The sequence below is a fragment of the Devosia neptuniae genome (assembly GCF_025452235.1).
In the GTDB taxonomy this organism is placed as follows: domain Bacteria; phylum Pseudomonadota; class Alphaproteobacteria; order Rhizobiales; family Devosiaceae; genus Devosia.
In genome coordinates this window covers 3,373,086-3,397,706 of record NZ_CP104965.1, presented here as the reverse complement: position 1 = coordinate 3,397,706, position 24,621 = coordinate 3,373,086, and the positions used below count along the sequence as shown (strand labels likewise).

At 62.0% G+C, this 24,621-nt stretch carries 26 protein-coding genes; 9 read left to right on the top strand and 17 right to left on the bottom strand.

All coding sequences use genetic code 11. The features are described 5' to 3' along the window. Positions 1–112 precede the first annotated feature (112 nt). The 7 genes from N8A98_RS19475 to N8A98_RS19445 form a co-directional block, all read right to left on the bottom strand. Positions 113–532, bottom strand: a complete 420-nt coding sequence (locus tag N8A98_RS19475) for an HIT family protein (RefSeq protein WP_113120412.1) — start codon at positions 530–532, stop codon at positions 113–115. 3 nt (positions 533–535) lie between these two features. After that, positions 536–1,657, bottom strand: a complete 1,122-nt coding sequence (locus tag N8A98_RS19470) for a hypothetical protein (RefSeq protein ID WP_262167819.1) — start codon at positions 1,655–1,657, stop codon at positions 536–538. Between the two features lie 58 nt (positions 1,658–1,715). Further along, positions 1,716–2,888 carry a GNAT family N-acetyltransferase gene (locus N8A98_RS19465; protein WP_390888848.1) on the bottom strand — a complete coding sequence of 391 codons (1,173 nt, stop codon included), beginning with the start codon at positions 2,886–2,888 and terminating at the stop codon, positions 1,716–1,718. Between the two features lie 82 nt (positions 2,889–2,970). Next, positions 2,971–3,732: a glycerophosphodiester phosphodiesterase family protein gene (locus tag N8A98_RS19460; protein WP_262167816.1), complete on the bottom strand. Its 762-nt coding sequence runs from the start codon at positions 3,730–3,732 to the stop codon at positions 2,971–2,973. Positions 3,733–3,792: 60 nt separating this feature from the next. Then, positions 3,793–4,251 carry a RidA family protein gene (locus N8A98_RS19455; protein ID WP_035096850.1) on the bottom strand — a complete coding sequence of 153 codons (459 nt, stop codon included), beginning with the start codon at positions 4,249–4,251 and terminating at the stop codon, positions 3,793–3,795. Then, positions 4,248–5,573, bottom strand: coding sequence for a DNA polymerase IV (locus N8A98_RS19450; RefSeq protein ID WP_262167814.1), 1,326 nt, complete (start codon positions 5,571–5,573; stop codon positions 4,248–4,250). Before N8A98_RS19450 ends, N8A98_RS19455 begins: the two co-directional genes overlap by 4 nt. A 2-nt stretch (positions 5,574–5,575) precedes the next feature. Beyond that, a complete protein-coding gene (locus tag N8A98_RS19445; RefSeq protein ID WP_262167813.1) occupies positions 5,576–5,824 on the bottom strand; it encodes a DUF3572 family protein in 249 nt (82 codons plus the stop codon). A gap of 130 nt (positions 5,825–5,954) precedes the next feature. Between N8A98_RS19445 and N8A98_RS19440 the strand changes: the two genes are divergently transcribed. Beyond that, on the top strand, positions 5,955–6,326 hold the full coding sequence (locus tag N8A98_RS19440) for a response regulator (protein WP_262167811.1): 372 nt from the start codon (positions 5,955–5,957) through the stop codon (positions 6,324–6,326). An 83-nt stretch (positions 6,327–6,409) separates the two neighbouring features. Then, positions 6,410–7,780 (top strand): PleD family two-component system response regulator, encoded by a 1,371-nt coding sequence (locus tag N8A98_RS19435; protein WP_262167810.1) that lies wholly within the window; start codon positions 6,410–6,412, stop codon positions 7,778–7,780. Positions 7,781–8,156: 376 nt separating this feature from the next. Here N8A98_RS19435 and rpmG read toward each other — a convergent pair whose 3' ends face one another. From rpmG to N8A98_RS19410, 5 genes are all read right to left on the bottom strand, one after another. After that, positions 8,157–8,324 (bottom strand): 50S ribosomal protein L33, encoded by a 168-nt coding sequence (gene rpmG, locus N8A98_RS19430; protein WP_035096841.1) that lies wholly within the window; start codon positions 8,322–8,324, stop codon positions 8,157–8,159. Between the two features lie 95 nt (positions 8,325–8,419). Beyond that, positions 8,420–8,815 (bottom strand): DUF983 domain-containing protein, encoded by a 396-nt coding sequence (locus N8A98_RS19425; protein ID WP_262167806.1) that lies wholly within the window; start codon positions 8,813–8,815, stop codon positions 8,420–8,422. Positions 8,816–8,819: 4 nt separating this feature from the next. Further along, positions 8,820–11,105: a ribonuclease R gene (gene rnr, locus N8A98_RS19420; protein ID WP_262167805.1), complete on the bottom strand. Its 2,286-nt coding sequence runs from the start codon at positions 11,103–11,105 to the stop codon at positions 8,820–8,822. A 403-nt stretch (positions 11,106–11,508) separates the two neighbouring features. Continuing rightward, positions 11,509–14,157, bottom strand: a complete 2,649-nt coding sequence (gene topA / locus N8A98_RS19415; protein WP_262167802.1) for a type I DNA topoisomerase — start codon at positions 14,155–14,157, stop codon at positions 11,509–11,511. A gap of 126 nt (positions 14,158–14,283) precedes the next feature. Then, positions 14,284–14,685 (bottom strand): hypothetical protein, encoded by a 402-nt coding sequence (locus N8A98_RS19410; RefSeq protein WP_262167800.1) that lies wholly within the window; start codon positions 14,683–14,685, stop codon positions 14,284–14,286. A 265-nt stretch (positions 14,686–14,950) separates the two neighbouring features. Between N8A98_RS19410 and N8A98_RS19405 the strand changes: the two genes are divergently transcribed. Next, the gene (locus N8A98_RS19405; protein WP_262167798.1) at positions 14,951–15,970 is read left to right on the top strand and encodes an aldo/keto reductase; all 1,020 of its coding nucleotides are present in this window, start codon (positions 14,951–14,953) and stop codon (positions 15,968–15,970) included. Positions 15,971–15,972: 2 nt separating this feature from the next. Here N8A98_RS19405 and dprA read toward each other — a convergent pair whose 3' ends face one another. From dprA to ruvX, 5 genes are all read right to left on the bottom strand, one after another. Further along, positions 15,973–17,079 carry a DNA-processing protein DprA gene (dprA, locus tag N8A98_RS19400; RefSeq protein ID WP_262167796.1) on the bottom strand — a complete coding sequence of 369 codons (1,107 nt, stop codon included), beginning with the start codon at positions 17,077–17,079 and terminating at the stop codon, positions 15,973–15,975. Between the two features lie 27 nt (positions 17,080–17,106). Continuing rightward, on the bottom strand, positions 17,107–17,736 hold the full coding sequence (plsY, locus tag N8A98_RS19395; protein WP_262172078.1) for a glycerol-3-phosphate 1-O-acyltransferase PlsY: 630 nt from the start codon (positions 17,734–17,736) through the stop codon (positions 17,107–17,109). 54 nt (positions 17,737–17,790) lie between these two features. After that, the gene (gene pyrC, locus N8A98_RS19390; RefSeq protein ID WP_262167795.1) at positions 17,791–19,089 is read right to left on the bottom strand and encodes a dihydroorotase; all 1,299 of its coding nucleotides are present in this window, start codon (positions 19,087–19,089) and stop codon (positions 17,791–17,793) included. Continuing rightward, positions 19,086–20,084 (bottom strand): aspartate carbamoyltransferase catalytic subunit, encoded by a 999-nt coding sequence (locus N8A98_RS19385; protein ID WP_262167793.1) that lies wholly within the window; start codon positions 20,082–20,084, stop codon positions 19,086–19,088. Before N8A98_RS19385 ends, pyrC begins: the two co-directional genes overlap by 4 nt. A gap of 81 nt (positions 20,085–20,165) precedes the next feature. Continuing rightward, on the bottom strand, positions 20,166–20,630 hold the full coding sequence (ruvX, locus tag N8A98_RS19380) for a Holliday junction resolvase RuvX (RefSeq protein WP_262167791.1): 465 nt from the start codon (positions 20,628–20,630) through the stop codon (positions 20,166–20,168). A 69-nt stretch (positions 20,631–20,699) separates the two neighbouring features. Between ruvX and N8A98_RS19375 the strand changes: the two genes are divergently transcribed. The 6 genes from N8A98_RS19375 to N8A98_RS19350 all read left to right on the top strand — a co-directional run bounded on the left by N8A98_RS19375 (position 20,700) and on the right by N8A98_RS19350 (position 24,460). Next, positions 20,700–21,233: a hypothetical protein gene (locus tag N8A98_RS19375; RefSeq protein ID WP_262167789.1), complete on the top strand. Its 534-nt coding sequence runs from the start codon at positions 20,700–20,702 to the stop codon at positions 21,231–21,233. Between the two features lie 88 nt (positions 21,234–21,321). Continuing rightward, positions 21,322–21,609, top strand: a complete 288-nt coding sequence (gene gatC, locus N8A98_RS19370) for an Asp-tRNA(Asn)/Glu-tRNA(Gln) amidotransferase subunit GatC (RefSeq protein WP_262167788.1) — start codon at positions 21,322–21,324, stop codon at positions 21,607–21,609. Continuing rightward, positions 21,610–22,092, top strand: a complete 483-nt coding sequence (locus N8A98_RS19365; RefSeq protein WP_262167786.1) for a GNAT family N-acetyltransferase — start codon at positions 21,610–21,612, stop codon at positions 22,090–22,092. It begins immediately after the preceding gene. Beyond that, on the top strand, positions 22,089–22,547 hold the full coding sequence (locus N8A98_RS19360; RefSeq protein ID WP_262167785.1) for a hypothetical protein: 459 nt from the start codon (positions 22,089–22,091) through the stop codon (positions 22,545–22,547). The genes N8A98_RS19365 and N8A98_RS19360 overlap by 4 nt, the downstream gene beginning before the upstream one ends. Further along, complete coding sequence (gatA, locus tag N8A98_RS19355; RefSeq protein ID WP_262167784.1) at positions 22,540–24,024, top strand: Asp-tRNA(Asn)/Glu-tRNA(Gln) amidotransferase subunit GatA; 1,485 nt, start codon at positions 22,540–22,542, stop codon at positions 24,022–24,024. The genes N8A98_RS19360 and gatA overlap by 8 nt, the downstream gene beginning before the upstream one ends. A gap of 118 nt (positions 24,025–24,142) precedes the next feature. Beyond that, on the top strand, positions 24,143–24,460 hold the full coding sequence (locus N8A98_RS19350; RefSeq protein ID WP_113120432.1) for a hypothetical protein: 318 nt from the start codon (positions 24,143–24,145) through the stop codon (positions 24,458–24,460). Positions 24,461–24,621 lie beyond the last annotated feature (161 nt).

Sequence of the window (24,621 nt, the reverse complement as noted above, 5' to 3'; positions counted from 1 at the left end):
GGGCGCATTCTTCTGCTTGGAGGAACGCGCCCATGGCTATGCTAATGATCATCGCGATCACCGCGATTCTGGCGACTTTGACGGTCGTCCACCGCCCGGACTAACGCCTGCGCTAAAGCGCTGCGGCGATGTCCTTGGCCAATGCAATGAGTTCCGCGTCGTCGGCCCGCCCGCCACCGGCATGGGTTCCGAGCGCTATCCCGTCGTAGACCGGGATGATGTGGAAATGCAGGTGGAACACGGTCTGCCCGGCCGCCGCCTCATTGAACTGAGCCACGCGCACACCATCGGCTCCAGTCGCGGTCTTGGCGGCCTTGGCCACCCGCTGCACCAGCGGGATCACCGCTGCCAGCGCGGCCGGATCGGCATCCAGCAGGTTGCGTGACGCGGCCTTCGGAATGACCAAAGCATGCCCCCGCGATTGCGGAAAAATGTCCATCATGACCAGGGCAGTATCGTCCTCATAGACCTTATGCGCCGGCAATTCGCCGCGCAGGATTTTGCCGAAGATATTGGTGGGGTCATAGGTCATGGTCTATTCCGCCGGCTCGAGCTGATCGGGCTGGCCCTTCTGAAAACGAAAACGGAAATAGTTGAGGACGGCGAGGCCGGTAAAGGTCGCCGGCACATATTTGAAGCTGCGGCGGATGAAGAACAGGCTGATATTCACCGCCGTTGCTGCACTCATTGCACCCTTGCCCATGGCCGAGGTGAATGAGGAGGGGACGATATGGCGATAAATCAACGCGTCAGAACGATAATAACGCCCCGCCACGGCCGCAAACGCCCGCTTGGACACTGAGTAGGCCTTGAGCTCTTCCAGCCCCATATCGCCATGAAACTCGACCTCCGACCCCAACGCCCAAACCTCGGATGGCGCCAGACGCGTCTTGCCCATTTCGGTGAACAGCTCGGTCAGGTCGCGGAAGGTGACGAAATTGGCATTCCAGCAATCGTCGCTCTTGGCCCCATGCGCCAAGACCAGCACATCGGCCCGGGCCAGCTTTTCACGCATGCCATCATAATTGCCGGCCGAGAAATCCACGCCTGATTTGGCTGTCTCGACAATCCCGCCCAGCTTTTCGAGCTTTGCCACCATGGCCGAGCCAAAGGCGCCCGAGGCGCCCGTGACCAGGAAATGCCGGCCCTCGATCTGGCAGCCCGTGCCAAAGATCATGTCGAACACATTGGTGAAGGACGAGAAGAAATTGTGCGGATAGACGTGGTGCATGGCGTGGTAATTATTGTCCACCCAGAGCAGGCCCTGCTGTCCGCCGACGCGATCCATCGACATGTGGTTGTAGTCCAGGCCCTCTTCCTTGAGCGTCATCAGCAGCATCACGGTGCGGATGGCCGCGACCAAGGCGACAGGAGGCCAGGGGAAAACAAAGAGGAAAATCAGCGTTCCGGCCATCCCGGTCAGGTATTCCGGCAGGATATGGAACCAGATGTTCTGCTTGGCATAGGCAGAATTGATCTGCATATCCAGCCCAAGGAATTTGTGGTGCACCCAGTGCCACGACGAGAAGACGCGCAGCAGCTTGAAGCGCGATCCCTCCCATTTGTGCAGTGTCCAATGCAGCGCATCGAATAGCGCTGTCGAGACGATGAACACCAAGGCAGTCTGTAGGGCGAAGACGATAATATCCCAGATCATGGCATTCTACATAGCGGGCAGGGCGGACCGGTGGAAGTGGCGATAGTGCCACGCCGCGCTAGCGGTCCGTCCGCTCGCCTTTGCGGAAGGGCGTGTGCGCATCCAGTAGCAGTTGCTCGTGCGTCACCGACATGCGCTCATGTTCGAGGAAATCGGCCACGGCATGGCGCAAACCGGGATGAGCGATCCAATGCACCGAATAGGTCGGTGTCGGCTCATAGCCACGCGCCAGCTTGTGCTCGCCCTGCGCGCCGGCCTCGACCACCGCGAGCTTGTGGGCAATGGCATAGTCAATGGCCTGATAATAGCAGAGCTCGAAATGCAGGAACGGCACGTCCCGGGTACAGCCCCAATTGCGGCCAAAAATCCGGTCCGACCCAAGAAAATTGATCGCCCCGGCAATCGGAGTCGACCCGTCATAGGCCAGCATCAGCACGATGCGGTCGGCCATGGTCTGGTTCAGATGCGAGAAGAACTCGCGATTGAGATAGGGCCGGCCCCATTTGCGGGCGCCGGTATCCTCATAAAAATCGTAGAAAGCATCCCAATGATGCTCCATCAAATCGCTGCCGGTCAGCCATTTGACGGTCAATCCATCTGCCAGGGCGTCGCGGCGCTCGCGGCGGATGGTCTTGCGCTTGCGCGATGACAGCGTTTCGAGAAAATCGTCGAAGCTGACAAAACCTTGGTTGAACCAGTGAAATTGCGTATCCATCCGCTTCAGCCAGCCATCACCCGCGATCAGGTCGGCCTCGACCTCCGGTACGAATGTCGCGTGAACCGAGGAGGCTTTTCGCTGCTCGGCCAATTGCTGGGCGGTGGAGAGCAGGGCGGCCTGAATGGCCGCATCGCCCGAGGGCACCAGCAGCTTGGGCGCCGTGGCGGGAGTGAAGGGCACCGAACATTGCAACTTGGGATAGTAGTTCCCGCCGGCGCGCTCATAGGCGTCGGCCCAGCCATGGTCGAACACATATTCGCCCATGGAATGGGACTTAAGGAATAGCGGCATCATGCCCACCGGCCGGTCAGCGTCGGTCAGCACGATGTGTTGCGGCTGCCAGCCCGTGCGGCCCGTGGCGCAGCCTGACTGCTCCAGCGCCAGAAAGAACGCATGGTCGAGAAACGGATTATCGGTCTTGCCGCCTGTGGACGGCACCAAGGCATTCCAAGTCTCGGCGGGAATAGCCGCGGTTGATGGATAGATCGTTGCAGTCAGCGAAGGGGAGGGGATAGCGGGAACTCCGGGCGGAGGTCAGCAGGTTCGCTAACATAGGTCGCGTTGCCCGGCATTAAAAGACCGCAGCCCCGTCCAATCACGTAGATTTGGCGGGGTCGAAACCCTCAAAGACGATCTGGTCGGCATGCGCCAGGGCCGCGTCAGCTGCCGCCTGCGAGCGGATGGTCCAGGCCGTGACGGGCTTACCCAGGGCGCGCCAGAACTTGATGGCGGGCAGTTCAAGTGCATCCGCCGCGCAGGAGATGAAATCGAACTGCGTCTCGTGCCAATGCAGCAGATGGCGCAGTGTATAACGCTGATCGTCGGTCAGGTTCTTGTCGCCGTCATCGGGCTCATAATCATAGGTAATGATGCCCCGCGGCCCGGTAAAGCCGAATTGCCGGATCAGGGTGATCAGCTTGGGGTCGAACGATTCAATGGTCACCGGCCCGGTATAGGTCTTGAGCGCCTCCGCAGCAGCGCGAGCCAGCAATTGCGTGCCGCCAATGTCGCGCTGATGCTTGAGCTCGACCTGCAACAGCGCCCGGCCATTGATCTGTGCCAGAAAGTCCTCGAAACGCTGCGGACAATCACCCTTGGCGCTATCCAGCAGCGGCGTCACGCTCAGCTCGGCCCAGGTGATATCGGCGACCGCGCCGTCCTTGCCCGTCAGGCGTTTCAGATCATCGTCATGAAACACCACTGGCACACCATCGCTGGTGAGCTGCAAATCGCATTCGATGGCGAAATTGCCAGCAATGGCTACCTCGAATGCGCTGGCGCTGTTCTCGATGATGCCCGCTGCCCGATCATGCAGGCCACGGTGCGCAACGGGACGGGGAAAGAGCGGTTCGGACATGGTGTGCCTCATCTTGGGTTCGGGCCTCAGTGGCACCGCAATGTGACGCTGGCGTTACACTCAGACCTCGACGACTGCTTCGATCTCCACCGCTGCGCCGAAGGGCAGGGACGCAACGCCGAAGGCTGCGCGAGCATGCTTGCCCTTGTCGCCGAGCACGCCGACCAGCAGGTTGGAGCAACCATTGGCCACCAGATGCTGTTCGGTGAAGTCGGGGGTCGAGGCGACCAGAACCGTCACCTTGAGGATGCGCTTGATGTCCTGCAGCGGTACGCCACCCATATGGACGATCTGCGAAAGCACATTGAGCGCAGCCAGTTCGGCGGCATTCCCTCCCTGGACGACATTCATCGTGTCACCCAGAAGGCCGGTGATCACGCCGCCTTCATTGCTCGAAATCTGCCCCGAGACATAAAGAATATTGCCGGTCCGGGTGACCGGAACATAGCTGGCCACCGGCGCCTTGGGGGCGGGTAGCTCATAGCCATATTCACGGAGCTTTTCGATCGGGCTGGTCATCTGGTCTTACCTTCGTTCTGGTCGTCATCGATATCGAGCGGCGGCGGCGCCTGCCGTTTTCCATAAAGCTTGCCCCGCACCACTGCCTCGCGGCCAAATCGGGTACGGACCCGATCCATGGCGCGTTCAGCGGCAGCCTTGCGGGCCACTGCCGGCTCCAGCAAATCCGCCGGATCGGTCCCGTCGGCCGGTTCAATACCCGAAACACCGATTCCAATCAGCCGGAATGCAGTGCCATCGATCTCGCGCCCCAGCAGCGACAGCCCCGTTTCGTAGATCACACTGGCAAGCTGCGTGGGGATCATCAAGTGCCGGGCGCGTGTACGCAAGCGGAAACCGGCAGATTTCAATTTCAGCGTCACCGTATCGCCGACGATATTTTTGGCCTTGAGCCGCTCGGAAAGCCGTTCGGTGACATGCAGCAACTCGGTAGAGAGGGTTTCAAGTGAGCTAATATCGGTATTGAATGTCGTCTCCGAAGTCACTGTTTTCATTTCGCTATCCGAAGAAATCCGGCGGCTATCCTCGCCCCGAGCCAGCCGCGCCAGCCGGGCGCCCATTTCACCATAGCGGCGCATCAGATTTTCCGGCGGCTCGTCCTGCAATTGGCCAATGGTCACCAGCCCGTCTTTACGCAGGGTCTCCGCCAGCACCTTGCCGACGCCATAGATCAGGCTGATCGGTTGCGGTGCGAGGAAGGATAGCGTTTCGGCAGCGCCGATCACGGCAAAGCCGCGCGGTTTATCGAGATCGGACGCTACCTTGGCCAGGAACTTGTTGTGGCTAAGCCCTACCGAAATAGTGACGCCAATCTCGGTCTCGATGGTCCTGGCAAAGCGGACTAGCACCAGAGCCGGCGGGGCTTTGTGCAAGGCCTGGGTGCCGGAGAGATCGAGGAACGCCTCGTCGATGGAGAGCGGTTCCACGAGCGGAGTGAGCGCATCCATATGCCGCCTGATCTGGCGGCTGACCTCGACATATTTGGCCATATTGGGCTTGATGATGACAGCGTCGGGACACAGTTGCCGCGCCTTGAACATCGGCATGGCCGAGCGCACGCCGGACTGGCGGGCGATATAGCAGCAGGTGGACACCACGCCGCGTACGCCGCCGCCGATGATCAGCGGTTTGTCGCGCAGCGAAGGATCGTCGCGCTTTTCGACCGACGCATAGAAGGCGTCGCAATCGACATGGGCCGTCGTCAGTGCAAACAGCTCCTCATGTGCCCGCAAGCGCGGCGAACCGCAGCCAGGGCAGCGCTGTGGCGCCGCATTGGCCGAGCCATGGACCAGGCAATCGCGGCAGAGCCAATCGACCGCCATATCTACCCCGATGGATTGAGGCGCTGCCACACGCGCATGAACGCTTCGGGCGTGATGCCGGTATTTGCGCAGAGGGCGAGCAGAATCGACTCGTTTGAGGCAAAGTAGTCCACGAGCCCGTGCTGCAGCGCGGATGAGCCGACGGAGCGGCGCAGCATATCGGGGTCAAAACCGGCAAACTGCATGAAAGCCAGCAGTTCATCGGGATTTTCCGCGAGATAGCCCAGGCAGGAATCGGCGAGGCTTGCCACATCGGGTTGTGCAGTCTGCGTACGGGGCAACGCCAAGCCTCATTTGGTGTTTTGTAAGAGATAGCATGGTAGCTGAACGGGGCGGCAAAGCGAAGTGTCGCCAGCGCCCCGGCGGCGCGAGGATGGATCGATGCCCAAGACTGTGATGATCGTGGAAGATAACGAGCTGAACATGAAGCTGTTCAACGATCTGCTCGAATCGCGCGGCTATGCCGTTATCCAGACCCGGAACGGGATGGAAGCGCTCGATCTAGCCCGCGCCCATCATCCTGATCTGATTCTGATGGATATCCAATTGCCGGAGGTTTCGGGCCTGGTCGTCACCAAATGGCTCAAGGACGACGAGGAATTGGCCCATATTCCGGTTATCGCGGTCACCGCCTTTGCCATGAAGGGCGACGAAGAACGGATTCTGCAGGGCGGCTGCGAGGGATACATTAGTAAACCCATCTCCGTGCCTCATTTTCTGGAAACTATTGCCCACTATATTGGCCCTGCCTGAGCGGTCGTCTTCAAAGGCCGATCCGGCTTGCTCCGAACCCGCGGTGGACGCTGCTGGGTGGGCAATGAGCTGAAGGCTGCCAAGTGACTGCGCGCATTCTCATCGTCGACGACATCCCCACCAACGTCCGCCTGCTCGAGGCGCGGCTGAGTGCGGAATATTTCGATGTCGTAACCGCTTCGTCTGGCCAGGAAGCCCTCGATATCTGCGAAAGCTCGGATGTCGATATGGTGCTGCTCGACGTCATGATGCCCATCATGGACGGCTTCGAGGTCTGTCGCCGCCTCAAGGCCAATACCCGCACCCATCACGTGCCGGTACTGATGATCACCGCGCTCGATCAGCCCTCCGACCGGGTCAAGGGGCTGGAGGTCGGCGCCGACGATTTTCTGACCAAGCCGGTCGATGACATGCAGTTGATGGCCCGGGTTAAGAGCCTGGTGCGGCTCAAGTCTTTAACCGATGAGCTGCGCTCTCGCGCCGTGACCGGCCAGCAGATTGCCATCGAGGATTCGTTCCGCGCGATGGACAAGATTAACGCCGACAACGGCTCCATCCTGATCGTCGATACCGATGCGCGCCACGCTGAGCGCATCAAGGCCTATCTGGCGCCCGGCCACCGGGTTGACGTGCTGACCCAGCCGGCAGACGCCGTGTTCCAGGTGACGGGCGCGCAGTATGAGCTGGCGCTGATCACCATGTCGCTCACCGATTTCGATCCGCTGCGGGTCTGCTCGCAGATCCGTACGCTGGAGCATACGCGCAACCTGCCGATCATTCTGGTGGCCGATGAGGCTGACCGGCCCAAGGTGGTGCGGGCGCTTGATCTGGGCGTCAATGATTTCATCATGCGGCCCGTGGAGCGCAATGAGCTGGCGGCGCGGGTGCGGACGCAGATTCGACGGCAGCGCTATGCCACTGAGTTGCGCCACAGCGTCAACCAGACCATGGCCATGGCCGTCACCGACGACATGACCGGGCTTTATAACCGGCGTTATTTCGAGCGGCATCTGGGGGTTATGCTGAGCAAGGCTCAGAGCCAGGGGCGCGATATGGCGCTGATGATCCTCGATGTGGATCACTTCAAGGCCGTCAACGACACCTATGGCCACGATATCGGCGATTCCGTGCTCAAGGAGTTCGCTAACCGATTGAAACGTAACGTCCGCGGGGTCGATCTGGCCTGCCGCTTTGGTGGCGAGGAGTTCGTGGTGCTGATGCCCGATACCGATGTTCGGCAGGCAGAATCGATTGCCGAGCGGGTGCGGCAGTCGGTGGCGGAGCGGAGTTTTGAGGCTGGGGCGGGGCGGATGATCGGGGTGACGGTGTCGGTTGGGGTTACGCTCAATGAGAGTTTGAGCGATACGCCGGAGACGCTGATCAAGCGGGCAGATGTGGCGCTGTACCGGGCCAAGCGCGAAGGCCGCAACCGGGTGGTGTTCGACGCGGCTTGAGAAAGCTGCAATTGGACGCGTTAGGGTTATCCGTTATAATTAACAAGAACTTACCGGCGCCAGACGCCTGGATTTGCTTGAGTTTCCGGGGTGCCGGAGTAGGGTCCAAGCAAGCCGCGGGGCACTACTTACGCATCCGCGCTCACAGCTCCCTACGGCCTGTCTCGGGAATGCCGCAACTCCTGAGCCCCGTGGGGCGGCTGGTCCGGACGCGGATAGAGTGGCCTCTTCGACATGCCGCTCCGGACCAGCCACTTATGCCTTTACGCTAACGGACTGCTAGCATCGACGTCGCATTTGTCGCGCTAATGACAACCAGCAAAAAGCCCCGCATCGATGATGCGGGGCTTTTGCATTTCAGATCAAAGGCGCCAGATTACTTGATCTTGGCTTCCTTGAATTCGACATGCTTGCGCACGACCGGATCGTACTTGTTGTACGACAGCTTCTCGGTCTGGGTGCGGGCGTTCTTCTTGGTGACGTAGTAGAAACCAGTATCGGCCGTCGACACCAGCTTGATCTTTACGGAGGCGGCTTTGGCCATTCTTCGGGTCCTTCACAAAACCAAAGGCGCTGCGGATGGCAGCGCCGGAATTTGGGCGCAACCTACGGATTTAGCGCCGATTGTCAAGCTGCAGTTCAGGCTTGCGCCGGGTGGCCGAAGCCATGCATGCGCCTGGCCCACTGAAAACCGACAATTGCCCCCTTGGTGGAGGGCAGAATGGCCAGCGGCAGGATGATAGCCAGCGGCACCATGGTGTAGATATAGAGCATGGGATTGATGTGCCAGGTCATTTCCATGTGCAGCATGACGGCGACCAGCAGGTGGCCGACAATCATGATAGCGATATAGGGCGGGAAATCGTCGGCGCGGTGCAGATCAAGCTGTTCGCCGCAGGACGCGCAATAATCGGTGACCTTGAGGTAGGACTTGAACATCTTGCCCTTGCCGCAATGGGGACACTTGCACATCGTGCCGCGCCCGATGGCCTGCCAGGTTTGCCGATCTTCCAAAGTCGTGACCTCCGCGGTCATTTCATCACCTCTTTTTGCGGCCCTTGGGCCCGTAACTCCTAGATGGGCGCTTCTGCCCGCGACGCACAGATGACGGATTGACGCGCGTCCCTTCGGACAACAATTCAAAGCGCATAGCACCGGCAATCGGGGCAACTTCGAGTAGCCGCACGGTTACGCGATCGCCCAGGCTGAACTTTTCGCCGGTGCGCTCGCCCACCATGGACTGCATCTCCTCGACATAGCGGTAATAATCCTGCCCCAGAGTGGAGGCGGGGATAAAACCATCGGCGCCGGTGTCGAGCAGGCGCACGAACAGGCCCGAACGGGTGACGCCGGAAATACGGCCCTCAAAGCGGGCGCCGATCTGAGCGGAAAGGAACTGCGCCAGCAGGCGATCGGCAGTTTCGCGCTCGGCCAGCATGGCGCGGCGCTCGGTGGCCGAGATGTGCTGGCCAATGCCGGTGAGCTTGAGCCCTTCCTGCTCGGACAGACCATCACTACCCAGGTCCAGCGCCTTGATCAGCGCGCGGTGCACGATGAGATCGGCATAGCGGCGGATGGGTGAGGTGAAGTGGGCGTAGCGATCCAGGTTGAGGCCGAAATGGCCGTAATTCTCGGGCGCATATTCAGCCTGGGCCTGGCTGCGCAGCACCATCTCGCTGACCTGCTCGACATTACCCGCCTTGCGGGATTGGGCGAGCACGCCATTGAAATCGCTGGCGCGGACGGAATCGGATTTCTTGACCGCGATATCGAGCGAGCCGAGGAAATCGCGCAAAGCCTGCAGCTTTTCGCTGCTGGGCTCGTCATGCACCCGATAGAGCAGGGGCGAACGTTTGGATTCCAGCGTTTCGGCCGCCGCCACATTGGCCGCGATCATCATTTCTTCGATGAGGCGATGGGCATCGAGCCGGTCGGGAATGCGGATATCCTTCACCAGGCCCTTATCGTCGAGCACGATCTTGCGCTCGGGCAGATCGAGATCAAGCGGACCACGCTGGTCGCGCGCCTTGGCCATGGCGGCATAGGCGGCCCAGAGTGGGCGCAGGATGGGCTCGAGGATCGGCCCGGTCTTGTCATCAGGATTGCCGTCAATGGCGGCCTGAGCCTGCTGGTAGCTGAGCTTGGCGGCCGAGCGCATCAGCACGCGATGGAAGCTGTGGCTGCGCTTGCGGCCATCGGCCCCCATGACCATGCGCACAGCCAGCGAAGCGCGTGGCTCGCCTTCCTTGAGCGAGCAAAGCTCATTGGAGATGCGTTCGGGCAGCATAGGCACGACGCGGTCGGGGAAATAGACCGAATTGCCGCGCAGATAGGCTTCACGGTCGAGTGCCGTGCCGGGGCGGACATAGGCGGCGACGTCGGCAATGGCGACATAGACAATGAAGCCGCCGGGATTGGCCGCGTCCGTATCGGGCTCGGCGTAGACAGCGTCGTCATGGTCCTTGGCGTCGGGCGGATCGATGGTGACCAGCGGCAATTCGCGCCAGTCCTCGCGGCCCTTGAGCGTTGCTTCCTTGGCCTCTTCGGCCTCACGGGTGACGCTGGCTGGGAAGCGGTAAGGGATTTCCAGATTATGAATAGCGATCAGGCTGATGGCGCCTTCCGACATTGGATTGCCGATGACGGCAACGACCTTGGCGCGCGGAATCATCAGGCGGCCGGATAGCTTGACCTCGACTTCGACCAGATCGCCATCGCTGGCGGTCAGCAGATCGCCTAGCGGAATCCGCATTTCCTTCTGCTTGCGATCGACCGGGATCAGGCGGGCGCCATCATCGTCCATGCGGACAATGCCGATCTGGCCCTTGCGGGGCTTATCGAGGATTTTCATCGGCTTGGCGGTATAGACCGGCACCTCGGCTTCGCCGGCATCGATGCGCGCCAGAATACGGTCGCCGGGGGCGGGCGCAACGCGGGCGTCGCGGCCCTGGATAACGGCGACGCGTGGGCGTTCGCCTTCTTCCTCGTTCCATTGCGCGGGGAAGGCGTGGAGATTGTCCGGGTCGGCGTCACTGGGGATGTCGAGCACGGTGACATGGGGCAGGGCGGCGGTGCGGCGCAGGGCCTTGCGGGTGCGGGTAATGATCCCCTCGCCCTCAAGCTCGGCCAGCATGGCCTTGAACGGCCGGCGCATGTCGCCACGGATGCCGAAGACCTTGGCAAGATCGCGCTTGCCTTTGATGTCGGACTGCTGGGCGAGAGCTTCGAGCAGCTGTTCGCGGGTGGGCAGAGCGCCAGCAGCGGGCTGTCGCGCGCGCCTGGGGCCGGAGGTGTTTTTTGGTTTTTTGGGTGGCACTTGGGCCATGGGTATCTTTCTATGGGCGCGTCACCGAATGGGAGCGCCGGGTATTGAATTAGATGACAGTCCGGCTCGCATGGCGGGCACTGCCTAATCACCTAGATATGGACTGGATTAGTAGGGCGTACAACCGGAGCATTCCGCTTGGGCGGCATGATCGCGGTCGTTGGCCCCGGTTATTGGGCATGGGAGGGCGCAGAACCCCTCACCCTGATCATTCTGCTGAACGCAGAATGATCTGTCCCTCTCCCACAAGGGGCGAGGGTTGGCTCCGCATTCAACCCAATCACGGAGCCACGCCTTCTCCCTCGTCGGAGAAGGTGCCCGAAGGGCGGTTGAGGGGGCGCATTTAGAGAGCAGCCCTCGGGTCGGGCCCGAGGGCGACGCAGTGAGGAGGATAGAGCGATGCCTAGAACGGCACATCCTCGTCCGATACGACCTTCTTGACCGCCGTTTTCTTCGGTGCCGCTTTCTTGGCGGCGGGCTTTTCAGCAGCAGCTTTAGTCGTCGCCTTTTTTGCTGCGGGCTTCTTGGCAGCGGCTTTCTTCGCCGGAGCCTTTTTCACCTTGGTCCCAGTAGCTTCGGCGCGTGCCGCGATCCACTGCACCGCCTGGTCGAGCGTTACCGCCTCGGGCTGTACGTCCTTGGGGATGGTGGCGTTGATCTTGCCCTGGTTGACATAGGGGCCGTAGCGGCCGGCGCGGACGGTGATGGGGCCGTTATCGTGCTCGAAGGTCTGGATGGCAGCGACCGTTGCGCCACCGCCGCGCTTGAAGCCGCCAGCGGCTTTCTGGGCGATCAGGTCGACGGCGCGGTTGAGGCCGACGGTGAAGACCTCTTCGACGTCGGGCAGGTTGGCATATTTGCCATCATGCAGGACGAAGGGACCGTAGCGGCCGATGCCAGCGGATATGGGGAGCTGCGTCTCGGGATGCAAGCCCACTTCGCGGGGAAGCGAGAGCAGCTTGAGGGCTTGTTCGAGATTGAGCGTGGCCGCTTCCCAGCCCTTGGGCAGGGAAGAGCGCTTGGGCTCCTTGCCTTCGCCGAGCTGGACATAGGGGCCGAAACGGCCGGTCTTCAGATAAACCTCTTCGCCCGATTCCGGATCGGTGCCCAGAATGCCATCGCCTTGCGCCGCTTCGCTGGACTGGCCGGCGGCCGCGTCCGAAAGCTGCATGGTGTGCTTGCATTCGGGGTAGTTGGAGCAGCCGATAAAGGCGCCGAATTTGCCCAGCTTGAGCGAGAGCTGACCGGTGCCGCAAGTGGGGCAGCGGCGCGGATCCGAGCCATCTTCCTTGGGCGGGAAGATGCGGCTGGCGAGGAGTTCGTTCAGCGCGTCCAGTACTTCGGAAACGCGCAGATCTTTGATCTCGTCGGTGGCGTGCGTGAAATCCTTCCAGAAGTCGCGCAGCACAGTCTTGTATTCGAGTTCGCCTGCCGAGACCTGGTCGAGCTGTTCTTCGAGGCCCGCGGTGAAGCCGTATTCGACATAGCGGGTGAAGAAGCTCTCGAGGAAGGCGGTGACGATGCGGCCGCGATCTTCGGGATGCAAAGCCTTGCCCTCGAGGCGGACATAGTCGCGGTCCTTAAGGGTGGTCAGCGTCGCCGCATAGGTGGAGGGGCGGCCGATGCCGAGTTCTTCCATCTTCTTGATCAGGCTGGCTTCGGTATAGCGGCTGGGCGGCTGGGTGAAATGCTGCTCGATATCGACCGATTGCAGATCGGGCTTGTCGCCCACGGCGAGCGGGGGCAGTTCGCGGCTATCCTCGTCTTCCTCATCCTCGTCGGATTTGACCTCGACGCCATAGAGCTTGAGGAAGCCGGGGAAGGTGACGACCGAGCCGACGGCTCGCAGTTCGACCTGGCGGGCAGGCACGTTGACGGCGATATCGACCGTGGTGCGATCGATCTCGGCTGATTTCATTTGCGAGGCGAGCGTGCGGCGCCAGATCAGGCCATAGAGCTTGGACTGGTCAGCATCCAGATTGAGATTTTCCGGGCGCTTGAACATGTCGGTGGGGCGGATGGCCTCGTGCGCCTCCTGGGCGTTCTTGGCCTTGGTCTGATAGATGCGGGCCTTTTCCGGCAAATATTCCTCGCCGAAATATTTGCCGACGACCGAGCGGGCCATGGCAATGCCCTCGGGCGCCATCTGAACGGCGTCGGTACGCATATAGGTGATCAGACCGTCTTCGTAGAGGCGCTGGGCGATCTGCATGGTGCGCGACGGCGACAGGCCGAGGCGCGAGCTGGCGTCCTGTTGCAGGCTCGACGTGGTGAAGGGCGCGTAGGGATTGCGCTTGGTCGGCTTCTTTTCGACGTTGGAGACGTTGAACTGACCGGCCTCGATCAATTGCTTGAGCTCGGCGGCGTTTTCGCCGGTCTTGATGTCGAGCTTGTCGGTCTTTTTGCCATCGACGGAGAAGAGGCGGGCCAGGAAGCTCTTGCCCTTTTGGGCGAGCTTGGCTTCAACCGACCAATATTCGTCGGCCTTGAACTTTTCGATCTCGGCTTCGCGGTCGGAGACCAGGCGCAAGGCCACCGATTGCACGCGGCCGGCCGAACGGGAGCCGGGCAGCTTGCGCCAGAGGATGGGCGAAAGGGTGAAACCCACGAGGTAATCGAGAGCGCGGCGGGCGAGATAGGCGTCCACCAGCGGCATGTCGATGTCGCGCGGCTTAGCCATCGCGGCGGTCACGGCATCCTTGGTGATGGCGTTGAACACCACACGCTGGACGGTCGTGTCTTTCTTGATGGCTTTCTTGGCCCGCAGCACATCCAGAATATGCCAGGAAATCGCTTCGCCTTCGCGGTCAGGGTCGGTGGCGAGGATCAGGCCATCGGCACCCTTGAGGGCGTTGGCAATGTCGGCAACACGCTTCTTGGAGGCCGTGTCGACCTCCCAGGACATGGCGAAATCTTCATCCGGACGGACCGATCCGTCCTTCGCGGGGAGATCGCGGATATGGCCGAAGGACGCCAGGACTTCATAGCCCGAGCCCAAATATTTGTTGATTGTCTTGGCTTTAGCCGGACTTTCAACGACGACGACCTTCATGGATATTCCGTTCCGCAACCGCTTGTCTTGAGGTGGCGCAACATGGTGAAGGCGGAGGGTCGTGTCAACGGCCCCTGTCTAAACGGGCTCGGCCCCCGGTAAAAAGGACCGAGCAAAGTCGTTGGATCAGGCGAGGCGCGCCTTGCGGGAAACCGCCGGGGTGTCGCTGGAAAATACGGTCCAGGCGAAGATCAGCACGCCGGCAAAGACGACCAGCGAGCTCAGCGCCACCAGGGGTTCGACTGCGGTGACGCCCTGCAGCAGCAAGTAGAGCGAGACGGCCATGATGGCGACGCCGGTGGTGTAGACACCGAAGTGGATGAATGCGAGGCGACGTTCGGCCTTGGCGGGGTTGAGCGCGTAATAGCCGCCGAACAGGGCGCTGGTGACCCAGCCGAGCAGGTTGATGTGGGCGTGCGCTCCGATCACATTGTGGTTGTGGCTGATCGACATGTGGATGCCGATCCCGATCCCCACGATCAGGAACAGAATGGCAGCCTTGAAGAACAGGTTGGACACTTTTGGCATTTTTATCTCCCCATGCCCGTTCGGGCCTCCCCCCGGAGCCGATCACGAGCCGCGCAAATCTACGCCTTTCCAAGGGGTTTCGCCACGCAGAAGCGCAGGTGCAACGTTGCAGCCTTGTCAGGGCGGGCGGTTCTGTGCAGGAATGGTGGTGGTCGCCCATCAGGCGAACCGTTTCACACATTCAGCCAAACTGGCCATCGTGCGTTGAGCTCGTCAGTGAGTTCGCCGCTGGCTGCATGTCAGGTCACCCGAGGAGGAATGGACCATGGAATACCGCAAACTCGGCAATAGCGGCACGATCGTCTCGCATTTGTGCCTGGGCACGATGACGTTCGGCAAGGAAGCCGACGAAGCAACCTCGCATCGCCTGCTGGATGATTATGTGGCGGCCGGGGGCAATTTCATCGATACGGCCGATGTTTACAACGCCGGCGCGTCCGAAAGCATTATCGGCAACTGGCTCAAGGCCGATGCCAGCCGCGCCAATAGCGTGGTGATCGCCACCAAGGCGCGGTTTCCCATGGGGGAGGGGCGGAACGATGTGGGCATATCGCGCAAGCATTTGCGCTCGGCGCTCGATGCCTCGCTCAAGCGGCTGGGCGTGGAGCAGGTCGATCTCTATCAGATGCACGCCTTCGACGCGGTGACCCCGCTCGAGGAAACGCTGCGCTTTCTCGATGACGCGACGCGTAACGGCAAGATTGCCTATTATGGTTTTTCCAACTTCACTGCCTGGCAGCTGACCAAGGCGGTGTATCTGGCCAAACTTAATGGCTACCAGCCGCCGGTGACGCTGCAGCCGCAATATAGCCTGCTCTCCCGCGACATCGAACACGAGATCGTGCCGGCCTCGCTCGACGCCCAGATCGGGCTTTTGCCCTGGTCCCCGCTGGGTGGCGGTTGGCTGTCGGGCAAGTATAAGCGCGATCAGGCGCCGACGGGCGCAACCCGGCTGGGCGAAAACCCCAATCGCGGCATGGAGGCCTTCGAGGCGCGCAATGCCAAGGACAGCACCTGGGCGGTGATCGGCGCGGTCGAGGACATCGCCAAGGCACATAAGGTCAGCATGGCGCAGGTCGCGCTGGCCTGGGTTGCGGCGCAGCCGGCAGTGACATCGGTGATTCTGGGCGCGCGGACGCCGGAGCAACTGGCCGATAATCTCAAATCGGCGGCGCTCAAGCTGAGCCAGGCGGACATTGATGCTTTGAATGCGGCGAGCAAGCCGGTGGTCGGCGACTATCCCTATGGCACCGCAGGCATCAATCAACGCAACCGTGGTCGCTAGTCTCAGCTATATTTCAGCGCCACAAGTTGCCCGCTCGACCACTCGATCTGGCCGGCCAGATCGAGTTCGAGCAGCAGCATTTGCATGGTCCCGGCGCTGAGGCTGGATTGCCGGATCAACTCGTCGATCTCGACGGGCGTGGCGCTGAGGGCTGATAGCAGCCGGGATTTTTCGTCGTCGCCGGGGGCTGGCTCGGCAGCTTCGATGCCGAGGTCTGGCTCCCATGGCGGATCGAACAGGGCGTTGCGGGCCGGATCGGCACTGCCCAATGTTTCGATGATGTCTTCGGCATTGGTGATCAGCTTGGCGCCTTGCTGGATCAGCGAATTGCCGCCCTCGGCGCGTGGGTCCAAGGGCGAGCCGGGTACGGCGAACACGTCGCGGTTCTGTTCCAATGCCAGCCGAGCGGTGATCAGCGAGCCGGAGCGCTTGGCGGCTTCGACCACGACAATGCCGAGCGACAGACCGGAAACCAGCCGGTTACGCCTCGGGAAATCCTTGGCGCGCGGTTCCCAGCCCAGCGGCATTTCGGTGAGCAGGGCGCCGCCATTGTCGAGAATATCGTGGGCGAGCGGGATATTTTCGGACGGATAGATCTTGTCGAAGCCACCGGCCAGAACGGCAATCGTGCCCGTGGTGAGGCTGGCCTGGTGGGCGGCCGTGTCGATACCACGGGCCAGGCCCGAGACCACGGTGTAGCCGCGCTCGCCGAGGTCCGTGGCCAAGAGACGGGTCATCTTGATGCCGGCGGACGAAGCATTGCGCGCGCCGACAATGCCGACCGTCCGTTGCCAATCCAGATTCTCGCCGCCGGCCATGGTGACCAGCGGCGGGGAGGCGGGAATGTGGTTGAGCAGGTCAGGGTATGCCGCTTCGCCCGTGGCAACGAGGCGCGCGCCATAGCGCTCAAGCCCGGCAATCTCGTCTTCGGCCTGGGATGGCGTGGTGATGCGCAGCGGCTTGCCAGTGCGCTTGAGCAGGCCGGGCAGGGCATCAATCGCCGCCTCGGCTGAGCCGAAGCGATTGAGTAATTGGCGGAAGGTGACCGGCCCGACATTGTCGGTACGCAGCAGGCGAAGCCAGGCGACGCGCTGCGGGGGGGTCAACATGGTTTCACCCGAGCGCAGCGCCAAGGCCTAAGAGGCCTTCTTTTCCGAGCCGATCTTGGGCTCGGTGCCGGCAATCAGCCGCATGATATTTTCGCGGTGCTGGTAGAACAGCAGGATGGCCAGCAGGGCTGCCGTGGCCGCCAGCCATTCATCGACCACCACATAGGCAAAGATCGGGGCGGTGGCGGCAGCGGTGAGGGCCGCGAGGGAGGAGAGCTTGCGCGTGAAGGCGATGAGCAGCCAGACACCGCAGAAGATCAGCCCAACGGGCCAGGACAGGGTGAGGAGGCTACCGATCATCACGGCGACGCCTTTGCCGCCCTTGAAGCCGAGCCAGACGGGAAAGCAGTGACCCAGAAACGCGCCCAGTGCCGCCAGATAGAGCGGCAGGGCGGCATCGCCGCCCACCGGCAGGTTGGGATTATAAAGCAGCGTGCGGGCCACGAGGATCGCGACAGCGGCCTTGGCGGCATCGAGCAGCAGTGTTGCCGCCGCGATCGGGCGATTACCGGTGCGCAGCACATTGGTAGCCCCGATGTTACCCGAGCCGATCTGGCGGATATCGCCCAGGCCGGCGGCGCGGGTCAGGAACAAGCCGAAGGGAATGGAGCCGAACAGGTAAGCAATGATCAGCGTGACCACGAGGCCCGGCAGCATGGCGCCGCCAAACAGCCAATTGGCGAACATCGGCACGTAGGAATCCGTCACGGATCAGCTCTCCTCGACATGGGTATGGACGGTTTGCCCGCCCACGATTGTGCGCAGCACTTTGCCAGCAAGTCGCGCGCCTTCAAAGGAGGTATTATGCGAACGCGAACGGATTTCGCGCTCGGTGACCTGCCAGGGATAATCCAGATCAAAGACGATCAGATCGGCTGGGGCGCCCTTGGCGATGCGCCCGGATGGCAGGCCGAGAATGTCGGCGGGCCGGCTGGTCATGGCGCGCAGCACTGTCAGCAGGTCGACATCGCCGGAATGGACCAGTCGCAAAGCGGCGGCCAGCAGGGTTTCGAGGCCGATCGCGCCATCCGAGGCTTCGGCGAAGGGCTGGCGCTTGACCTCGGAATCCTGGGGGTCATGATCGGAATGGATGGTATCGATCGTGCCATTGCGCAGGCCTTCAATGACCGCCTGGCGATCATCCTCGGAGCGCAGGGGCGTCGAGAGCTTGAAGAAGGTGCGGTAGCGGCCGATGTCGTTTTCGTTGAGCGCCAGATTGTTGATCGAGATACCAGCGGTAACCGATGTGTTGCGCTTTTTGGCGACGGCGACCAGGTCGACCGAGGCGGCGCAGGAGATCTGTGCAGCGTGGTATTTCGTGCCGGTGAGAGCCGCCAATTGCAGGTCACGGGCGAGGGGAATGGTCTCGGCTTCGCGGGGAATGCCCTTGAGGCCCAGAATGGTGGCGAAGAGGCCTTCATTCATCACGCCATCGCCAGTCAGCCCCTTGTCGGAGACATGATGAACGACGGTGAGGCCGTAATTGGCGGCGTAGCTCATCACGGTGCGCAGCAGCGAGGTGGACTGGATCGAGCGGCGGCCATCGGTGATGCAGACCGCACCGGCTTCCTTGAGCAAGCCGAACTCGGTCATTTCCTGACCATCGAGCCCCTTGGTGATGGCGCCGGCGGGCAGGACGTTGACCTTGCTGGTGGCCTTGGCGCGGCGGATCAGGAAATCGATCAGCGCGCCGTCGTCCACCACGGGGGTCGTATCGGGCATCATGACGAAACTGGTGACACCGCCGGCAGCGGCAGCTTCGCCCGCCGAGGCGAGGGTCTCGCGATATTCCTTGCCGGGCTCGCCGGTAAAGACGCGCATATCGATCAGGCCGGGCGAGAGCACGTGGCCATTGGCGTTGAAGACTTCAGCGTCTTCGGGCACGCCGACCGGACCGCCAAAGGCGATGTCGGAAATCAGGCCGTTTTCGACGAGGACGGCGCCTTGTTGGTCAGTGCCCGAAGCCGGATCGACGATGCGGGCATTTTCGATGAGGAGGGGGCGGCTCATGGCTGGTTCCCCTCGTTATTTCGGGCCGGCAGCAGGGCATCGAGAACGGCCATGCGCACGGCGACCCCCATTTCGACCTGTTCGGTGACCACCGAGGCGGGGCCGTCGGCAATGGCGGGGTCGATCTCGACGCCGCGATTCATCGGGCCGGGATGCATGACGATGACGTCAGGCTTGGCAAAGCTGAGCTTTTCGGCGTCGAGGCCATAGAAGCGGTAATATTCGCGGACCGAGGGGATCATGCGGCCATTGGCGCGCTCATGCTGCAGGCGCAGCATCATGACCACATCGACATCCTTGAGACCTTCGCGCATGTCGGTGAACACTTCGGTGGCGAGGTGTTCGATGCCGGCGGGCAGCAGATTGCGCGGAGCGATGACGCGGGTGCGCACATTAAGCGCGCCGAGCAGTAGCAGGTTGGAGCGCACCACGCGGGAATTGGCGATATCGCCGCAGATGGCGACGGTCAGGCCGGAGATGCGGCCCTTGTGGTTGCGGATGGTCAGGGCGTCGAGCAGCGCCTGGGTGGGGTGCTCATGGGCACCGTCGCCGGCATTGATGACAGCGCAACCGACCTTTTGGCTGAGGAGTTCCACCGCGCCGGCCGCCGAGTGGCGCACGACGATGACGTCGGGGCGCATGGCGTTGAGCGTGGTGGCGGTGTCGATCAGGGTTTCGCCCTTACTCACCGAGCTGGTCTTGACCGACATGTTCATGACCAGAGCGCCCAGCCGCTTGCCGGCAATCTCGAACGAGCCCTGGGTGCGGGTCGATGGCTCGAAGAACAGATTGATCTGCGTCTTGCCCGCCAGGGTGGGGAGCGTCTTGCGCTCCTGCCGGCTGACCGGAACCATGCGTTCGGCGCGATCAAGCAGATCGATAATCTCGTGCTGCTTGAGGTCGGCTATCGAAAGCAGATGGCGCTGGTTAAATGGGGGAAAGTCGCCGGTCGAACCGGCGGGCGTTGCGGTCTTGCTGGCGCGAGTTTGTGCCATGCGCTCCCATCCTGCGATATTTGCAGCGGTCTAGCGGAGGGGGCGATGGGGGGCAAGGCGGTTGTGCGATTTTCGCGTAGATTATTGCCGCCGCAGACGATCGAGGGCCCCTTGCAGGATATAGCTGGCGGCCAGCTTGTCGACGATTTCGGCGCGGCGATCGCGGCGCAGGTCGGCGTCGATCATCATGCGGGTGACGGCGGACGTGGAAAGGCGCTCGTCCCAAAAGGCGATGGGCAGGGTGATGCGCTGCGCGAGGCTGCGGGCAAAGGCGCGGGTGGATTGCACGCGCGGGCCTTCCGAACCATCCATATTGAGCGGCAGGCCCAGGATGATGGCGGCAATGGCATTCTGGGCGATCAGCTCTTCGAGGCGGATCGCATCCTGGGTGAATTTGGTGCGCTTGATGGTTTCGAGCGGCGTGGCCGAATAGCGCATGCCATCAGAGATTGCGACGCCGATGGTTTTCGTGCCGAGGTCGAGCCCCATGATCCGTCCGGTTGGGGGGATCGATTCGAGCGGATTGGCGGGGACGTCGTCGGTCATGCTGCTCTGGCTTGTGTCATTAGTTCCGTCCTATAGGCTCGCCACGTAAATGGCGACAGGAAAGCTCAAATGAAACTCACCTGGTTTGGCGGCACGACGCTGCGGATGCATATTGGTGGGCAGATTTTGGTGATGGATGCCGGGGCGGCGCCTGCGGAAATCGATGCGGTGGAATTGGTGTCCGGGGCGGATGCGCAGTTCGAATCGCGGGGGGATGGTGTGCCGGGTGTTGATGCGGCACGCTGGAAACCGCGGCGGCCGGCGCGGTTGCTTGATGAGGGATCGGATCCGGAGACTGTTGCGGTTTTTCGGGCGGGGCAGGGCGCTACGCTGGTCGATGCCGTGGGCGAGCCGCCGCTATTATTGGTAACGGATGCATTGCCGGTTCTGGGGCGTTGGGCGGGCGATGCCGTGGTCGTGCTGCTGGGCGACGGGGCTGCGCTGACCGGGCTTGGCTTGGGGCTGCTGGAGGCTTCGGCGCCCAAGCTGCTGGTGCTGGGTGGTAGCGAGGCCGATGTGGATGTGGCGGTGGCTGCATTGCGCGACCGGTTGGACGGAACGGGGCTGGTGGCGCTTGAACCGTCCATGGCGCTGGAAGTCTGATCCGGCGCATAAGCCAATTTCATTGTATTTTGTGGCCGCGCATTGCTATTGAAGCGGAAAATCGTGCCGCAATTTTCTGGAGTTTGAGATGTCCGTCGATGCCGCAACTGTAAAGCGCATTGGGCGCCTGGCCCGCATTCGCATCGAAGAAGACGAGGTCGTCGGCTATCAGAGCGAGCTCAACGCCATTCTCGGCTTTGTAGAACAGCTGGCCGAAGTCGATGTTTCGGGTGTCGAGCCGATGACCTCGGTGACGCCGATGACGCTGCGGCGCCGCGATGACGTGATCAGCGATGGCGGCTATGCCGACAAGATCGTCAGCAATGCACCGCTCAGCGAAGACAATTTCTTCATGGTGCCGAAGGTGGTCGAGTAAATGGCGGTTTCGATCGCCATTGAGACCCCATTGCAGGATGACGTGCGCGGGCTGATCGACAAGCTCAATGCCCATCTGCTGCCGCTGTCGCCGCCCGAATTCCAGTTCAAGCTGACGGTCGAGCAGATGGCCGGCGCCGATACAAGTGTGTTTGTCGCGCGGGACGAGACGGGGCGGGCCATTGGCTGCGGCGCCCTTAGGGTGCATTCGGCTGGGATGGGCGAGGTCAAGCGCATGTTCACGGATCCGGAGGTGCGCGGCAAGCGCGTCGGGTCGGCGTTGCTCGAGGCTATTGTCGGGCTGGCGCAGGAGCGCGGGCTGGACGTGCTGATGCTCGAAACGGGTGCTGCGGCTGACATGCCCGAGGCGCATCGGCTGTATACGCGCAGCGGATTTGTCGCTCGCGGGCCGTTCCTCGACTATCCGGACAGCCAGTGGTCAGCGTTTTTTGAAAAGCCGCTTCGCCAGGAGCAGACAGCATGAAGGCGATTCTTGTTGTGGCGCTGGGCTTCATGGCCTCTCCGGCGCTGGCGCAGCCTGAATTCACCGTCGACCAGAGCAAGGTCTATGTGACGACGCCGGAGACGTGCCAGGCGCTGGAGAAGGACGGCGCTGACGCGCTGTCCGATGCCAATGTCTCGGTGATGACCTTTGCGGGCGGCATTCGGTCGCTGGAGCATAGCTGCGAGTTTTTCGACGTCAAAACCCACGCGACCAACCGGTCCTTCTTCGCTTCGGCGGTGTGCGAGGGCTTGGACGAAATTTATCCCGACACCTTCGCCATAACCCCTTATGACGATAAGACCATCCAGGTGGTATCGTCCTATGACGCCATGATGCAGGTGTCGGGGACCTACGAACCCACCAGCCCGATCGGCAATCCCGGCGCGATTCTCTACCACCGCTGCGACAATCTGAGCGAGATACCCGTTGACTGACCTGACCAGACTGAGCCTTGCCCAAGCCCGCAAGGGGCTGACGGACAAGAGCTTCACCTCCACCGAACTGACCGGCGCCTATCTCAAGGCGATCGATGCCGCCAATCCCAAGCTCAACGCCTATGTGGCGGTGACGGGCGAGCAGGCGCTCGACATGGCCAAGGCCAGCGACGACAAGCTGGCACAAGGGCAGGGCGGGGCGCTGGAAGGCATTCCGCTGGGCATCAAGGACCTGTTCGGCACCAAGGGCGTGCATACCCAGGCGGCCAGCCACATCCTTGATGGCTTCAAGCCCGAATATGAATCGACCGTGACGAGCAATCTCTGGCGCGATGGCGCGGTGATGCTGGGCAAGCTCAACATGGACGAATTCGCCATGGGCTCGTCCAACGAGACCTCCTATTACGGCCCGGTGATTAATCCGATCCGCGCCGAAGGCAGCAATGCCAATCTGGTGCCTGGCGGCTCCTCGGGTGGTTCGGCTGCGGCTGTTGCCGCCTGGCTCTGTGCCGGCGCAACCGCCACCGATACCGGCGGCTCGATCCGCCAGCCCGCCGCCTTCACCGGCACCGTCGGCATCAAGCCGACCTATGGCCGTTGCTCGCGCTGGGGCGTGGTGGCGTTTGCCTCCTCGCTCGACCAGGCCGGCCCGATCGCCCGCACGGTGGAAGACACTGCGCTACTGATGACCTCCATGGCCGGGTTCGACGCCAAGGATTCGACCAGCGTCGATCTGGCCGTGCCGGACTTTGCCGCTGCCGTCGAACGCGGCGTCAAGGGGCTGACCATTGGCGTGCCGCGCGAATACCGCATGGATGGCATGCCAGCCGAAATCGAAAAGCTGTGGAGCCAGGGGCTGGAATGGCTCAAGGCCGAGGGCGCGACCGTCAAGGACATCTCGCTGCCGCACACCAAATATGCCCTGCCGGCCTATTATATCGTGGCGCCGGCCGAGGCTTCGTCCAACCTGGCGCGGTATGACGGCGTCAAATACGGGCTGCGCGTATCGGGCAAAGACATTACCGATATGTACGAATTGACCCGCGCCGCCGGCTTCGGCCGCGAGGTCAAGCGCCGCATCATGATCGGCACCTATGTGCTGTCTGCCGGCTATTTCGACGCCTATTACGTCAAGGCGCAGAAGGTGCGCACGCTGATCAAGAAGGACTTCGAAGATGCCTTCCACGCCGGTGTCGACGCCATCCTGACCCCGGCAACGCCTTCGGCCGCTTTCGGCATTGGCGATGAGGCGCTGGCTGCCGATCCGGTCGCCATGTATCTCAACGACGTGTTCACGGTGACGGTCAATATGGCCGGGCTGCCGGGTATTGCGGTGCCGGCCGGCAAGGACGGGCAGGGGCTGCCCCTGGGGCTGCAGCTGATCGGCAAGCCGTTCGACGAAGAGACCTTGTTTGCCGCCGCTCGCGTGATCGAGCGCAGCGCCGACACCGACTTTTCGCCCAAGCCGTGGTGGTGAGCAAAAGCCGGGGTGACTTGATCCCGGCTGAAATCCGCACTACTTGGCGACCATGCACAAATTGAAACTGGTTGTGACGCGGCCCATGGCGGCGTCCGGGCCGACAGGAACTTCGCCGATGGCCTCTGACATTTTTACCTCGCTCGACTGGTCCGAGCCGCCCAAGGACATGAGCAAGCCGCTGCAGGCTTTGTGGTGGCTCAAGAAGGGCAGCCTGCGCGTGGGGCCCGAATGGGAACAGGCGCATATCATTGTGCAGGCCATGGAAGGCGTGCAGCAATTTGATTGGGTGCATGCCCTGATGCACTGGATCGAAGCCGATATGGGCAATGCCGATTACTGGTATCGCCGTGCGGGTAAGCGGCGGGCAACGGCGAGCGTTTCGCAGGAATGGGAACATATTGCGGCCGCGTTGAGTGAAGTGACGCGGCATTAGGGGGCGTTTCTTTTACAGCCGCGTTTTCCTCGGGCTTGACCCGAGGCCGTTCGTTGTTTGTGCCGTGTTGAGAGTGGCCCTCGGGTCGAGCCCGAGGGAGAGGCGGTGGGGAGGCGAGGCCGCGGAGCCCATTCAACACGCCGGAATGACGCGGTGGTTGG

What these genes read in the sequence shown, in the direction of transcription:
- N8A98_RS19410 (WP_262167800.1), bottom strand. Translation starts at nt 14,685, where the DNA reads ATGCCAAAAGTGTCCAACCTGTTCTTCAAGGCTGCCATTCTGTTCCTG.
- N8A98_RS19425 (WP_262167806.1), bottom strand. Translation starts at nt 8,815, where the DNA reads ATGACCGCGGAGGTCACGACTTTGGAAGATCGGCAAACCTGGCAGGCC.
- N8A98_RS19450 (WP_262167814.1), bottom strand. Translation starts at nt 5,573, where the DNA reads ATGGCGGTCGATTGGCTCTGCCGCGATTGCCTGGTCCATGGCTCGGCC.
- dprA (WP_262167796.1), bottom strand. Translation starts at nt 17,079, where the DNA reads ATGTTGACCCCCCCGCAGCGCGTCGCCTGGCTTCGCCTGCTGCGTACC.
- N8A98_RS19470 (WP_262167819.1), bottom strand. Translation starts at nt 1,657, where the DNA reads ATGATCTGGGATATTATCGTCTTCGCCCTACAGACTGCCTTGGTGTTC.
- N8A98_RS19475 (WP_113120412.1), bottom strand. Translation starts at nt 532, where the DNA reads ATGACCTATGACCCCACCAATATCTTCGGCAAAATCCTGCGCGGCGAA.
- N8A98_RS19385 (WP_262167793.1), bottom strand. Translation starts at nt 20,084, where the DNA reads ATGGCACAAACTCGCGCCAGCAAGACCGCAACGCCCGCCGGTTCGACC.
- rpmG (WP_035096841.1), bottom strand. Translation starts at nt 8,324, where the DNA reads ATGGCCAAAGCCGCCTCCGTAAAGATCAAGCTGGTGTCGACGGCCGAT.
- topA (WP_262167802.1), bottom strand. Translation starts at nt 14,157, where the DNA reads ATGAAGGTCGTCGTCGTTGAAAGTCCGGCTAAAGCCAAGACAATCAAC.
- rnr (WP_262167805.1), bottom strand. Translation starts at nt 11,105, where the DNA reads ATGGCCCAAGTGCCACCCAAAAAACCAAAAAACACCTCCGGCCCCAGG.
- ruvX (WP_262167791.1), bottom strand. Translation starts at nt 20,630, where the DNA reads ATGACCGACGACGTCCCCGCCAATCCGCTCGAATCGATCCCCCCAACC.
- N8A98_RS19365 (WP_262167786.1), top strand. Translation starts at nt 21,610, where the DNA reads ATGGCGGTTTCGATCGCCATTGAGACCCCATTGCAGGATGACGTGCGC.
- plsY (WP_262172078.1), bottom strand. Translation starts at nt 17,736, where the DNA reads ATGCTGCCGGGCCTCGTGGTCACGCTGATCATTGCTTACCTGTTCGGC.
- N8A98_RS19350 (WP_113120432.1), top strand. Translation starts at nt 24,143, where the DNA reads ATGGCCTCTGACATTTTTACCTCGCTCGACTGGTCCGAGCCGCCCAAG.
- N8A98_RS19405 (WP_262167798.1), top strand. Translation starts at nt 14,951, where the DNA reads ATGGAATACCGCAAACTCGGCAATAGCGGCACGATCGTCTCGCATTTG.
- N8A98_RS19375 (WP_262167789.1), top strand. Translation starts at nt 20,700, where the DNA reads ATGAAACTCACCTGGTTTGGCGGCACGACGCTGCGGATGCATATTGGT.
- pyrC (WP_262167795.1), bottom strand. Translation starts at nt 19,089, where the DNA reads ATGAGCCGCCCCCTCCTCATCGAAAATGCCCGCATCGTCGATCCGGCT.
- gatC (WP_262167788.1), top strand. Translation starts at nt 21,322, where the DNA reads ATGTCCGTCGATGCCGCAACTGTAAAGCGCATTGGGCGCCTGGCCCGC.
- N8A98_RS19460 (WP_262167816.1), bottom strand. Translation starts at nt 3,732, where the DNA reads ATGTCCGAACCGCTCTTTCCCCGTCCCGTTGCGCACCGTGGCCTGCAT.
- N8A98_RS19360 (WP_262167785.1), top strand. Translation starts at nt 22,089, where the DNA reads ATGAAGGCGATTCTTGTTGTGGCGCTGGGCTTCATGGCCTCTCCGGCG.
- N8A98_RS19455 (WP_035096850.1), bottom strand. Translation starts at nt 4,251, where the DNA reads ATGACCAGCCCGATCGAAAAGCTCCGTGAATATGGCTATGAGCTACCC.
- N8A98_RS19440 (WP_262167811.1), top strand. Translation starts at nt 5,955, where the DNA reads ATGCCCAAGACTGTGATGATCGTGGAAGATAACGAGCTGAACATGAAG.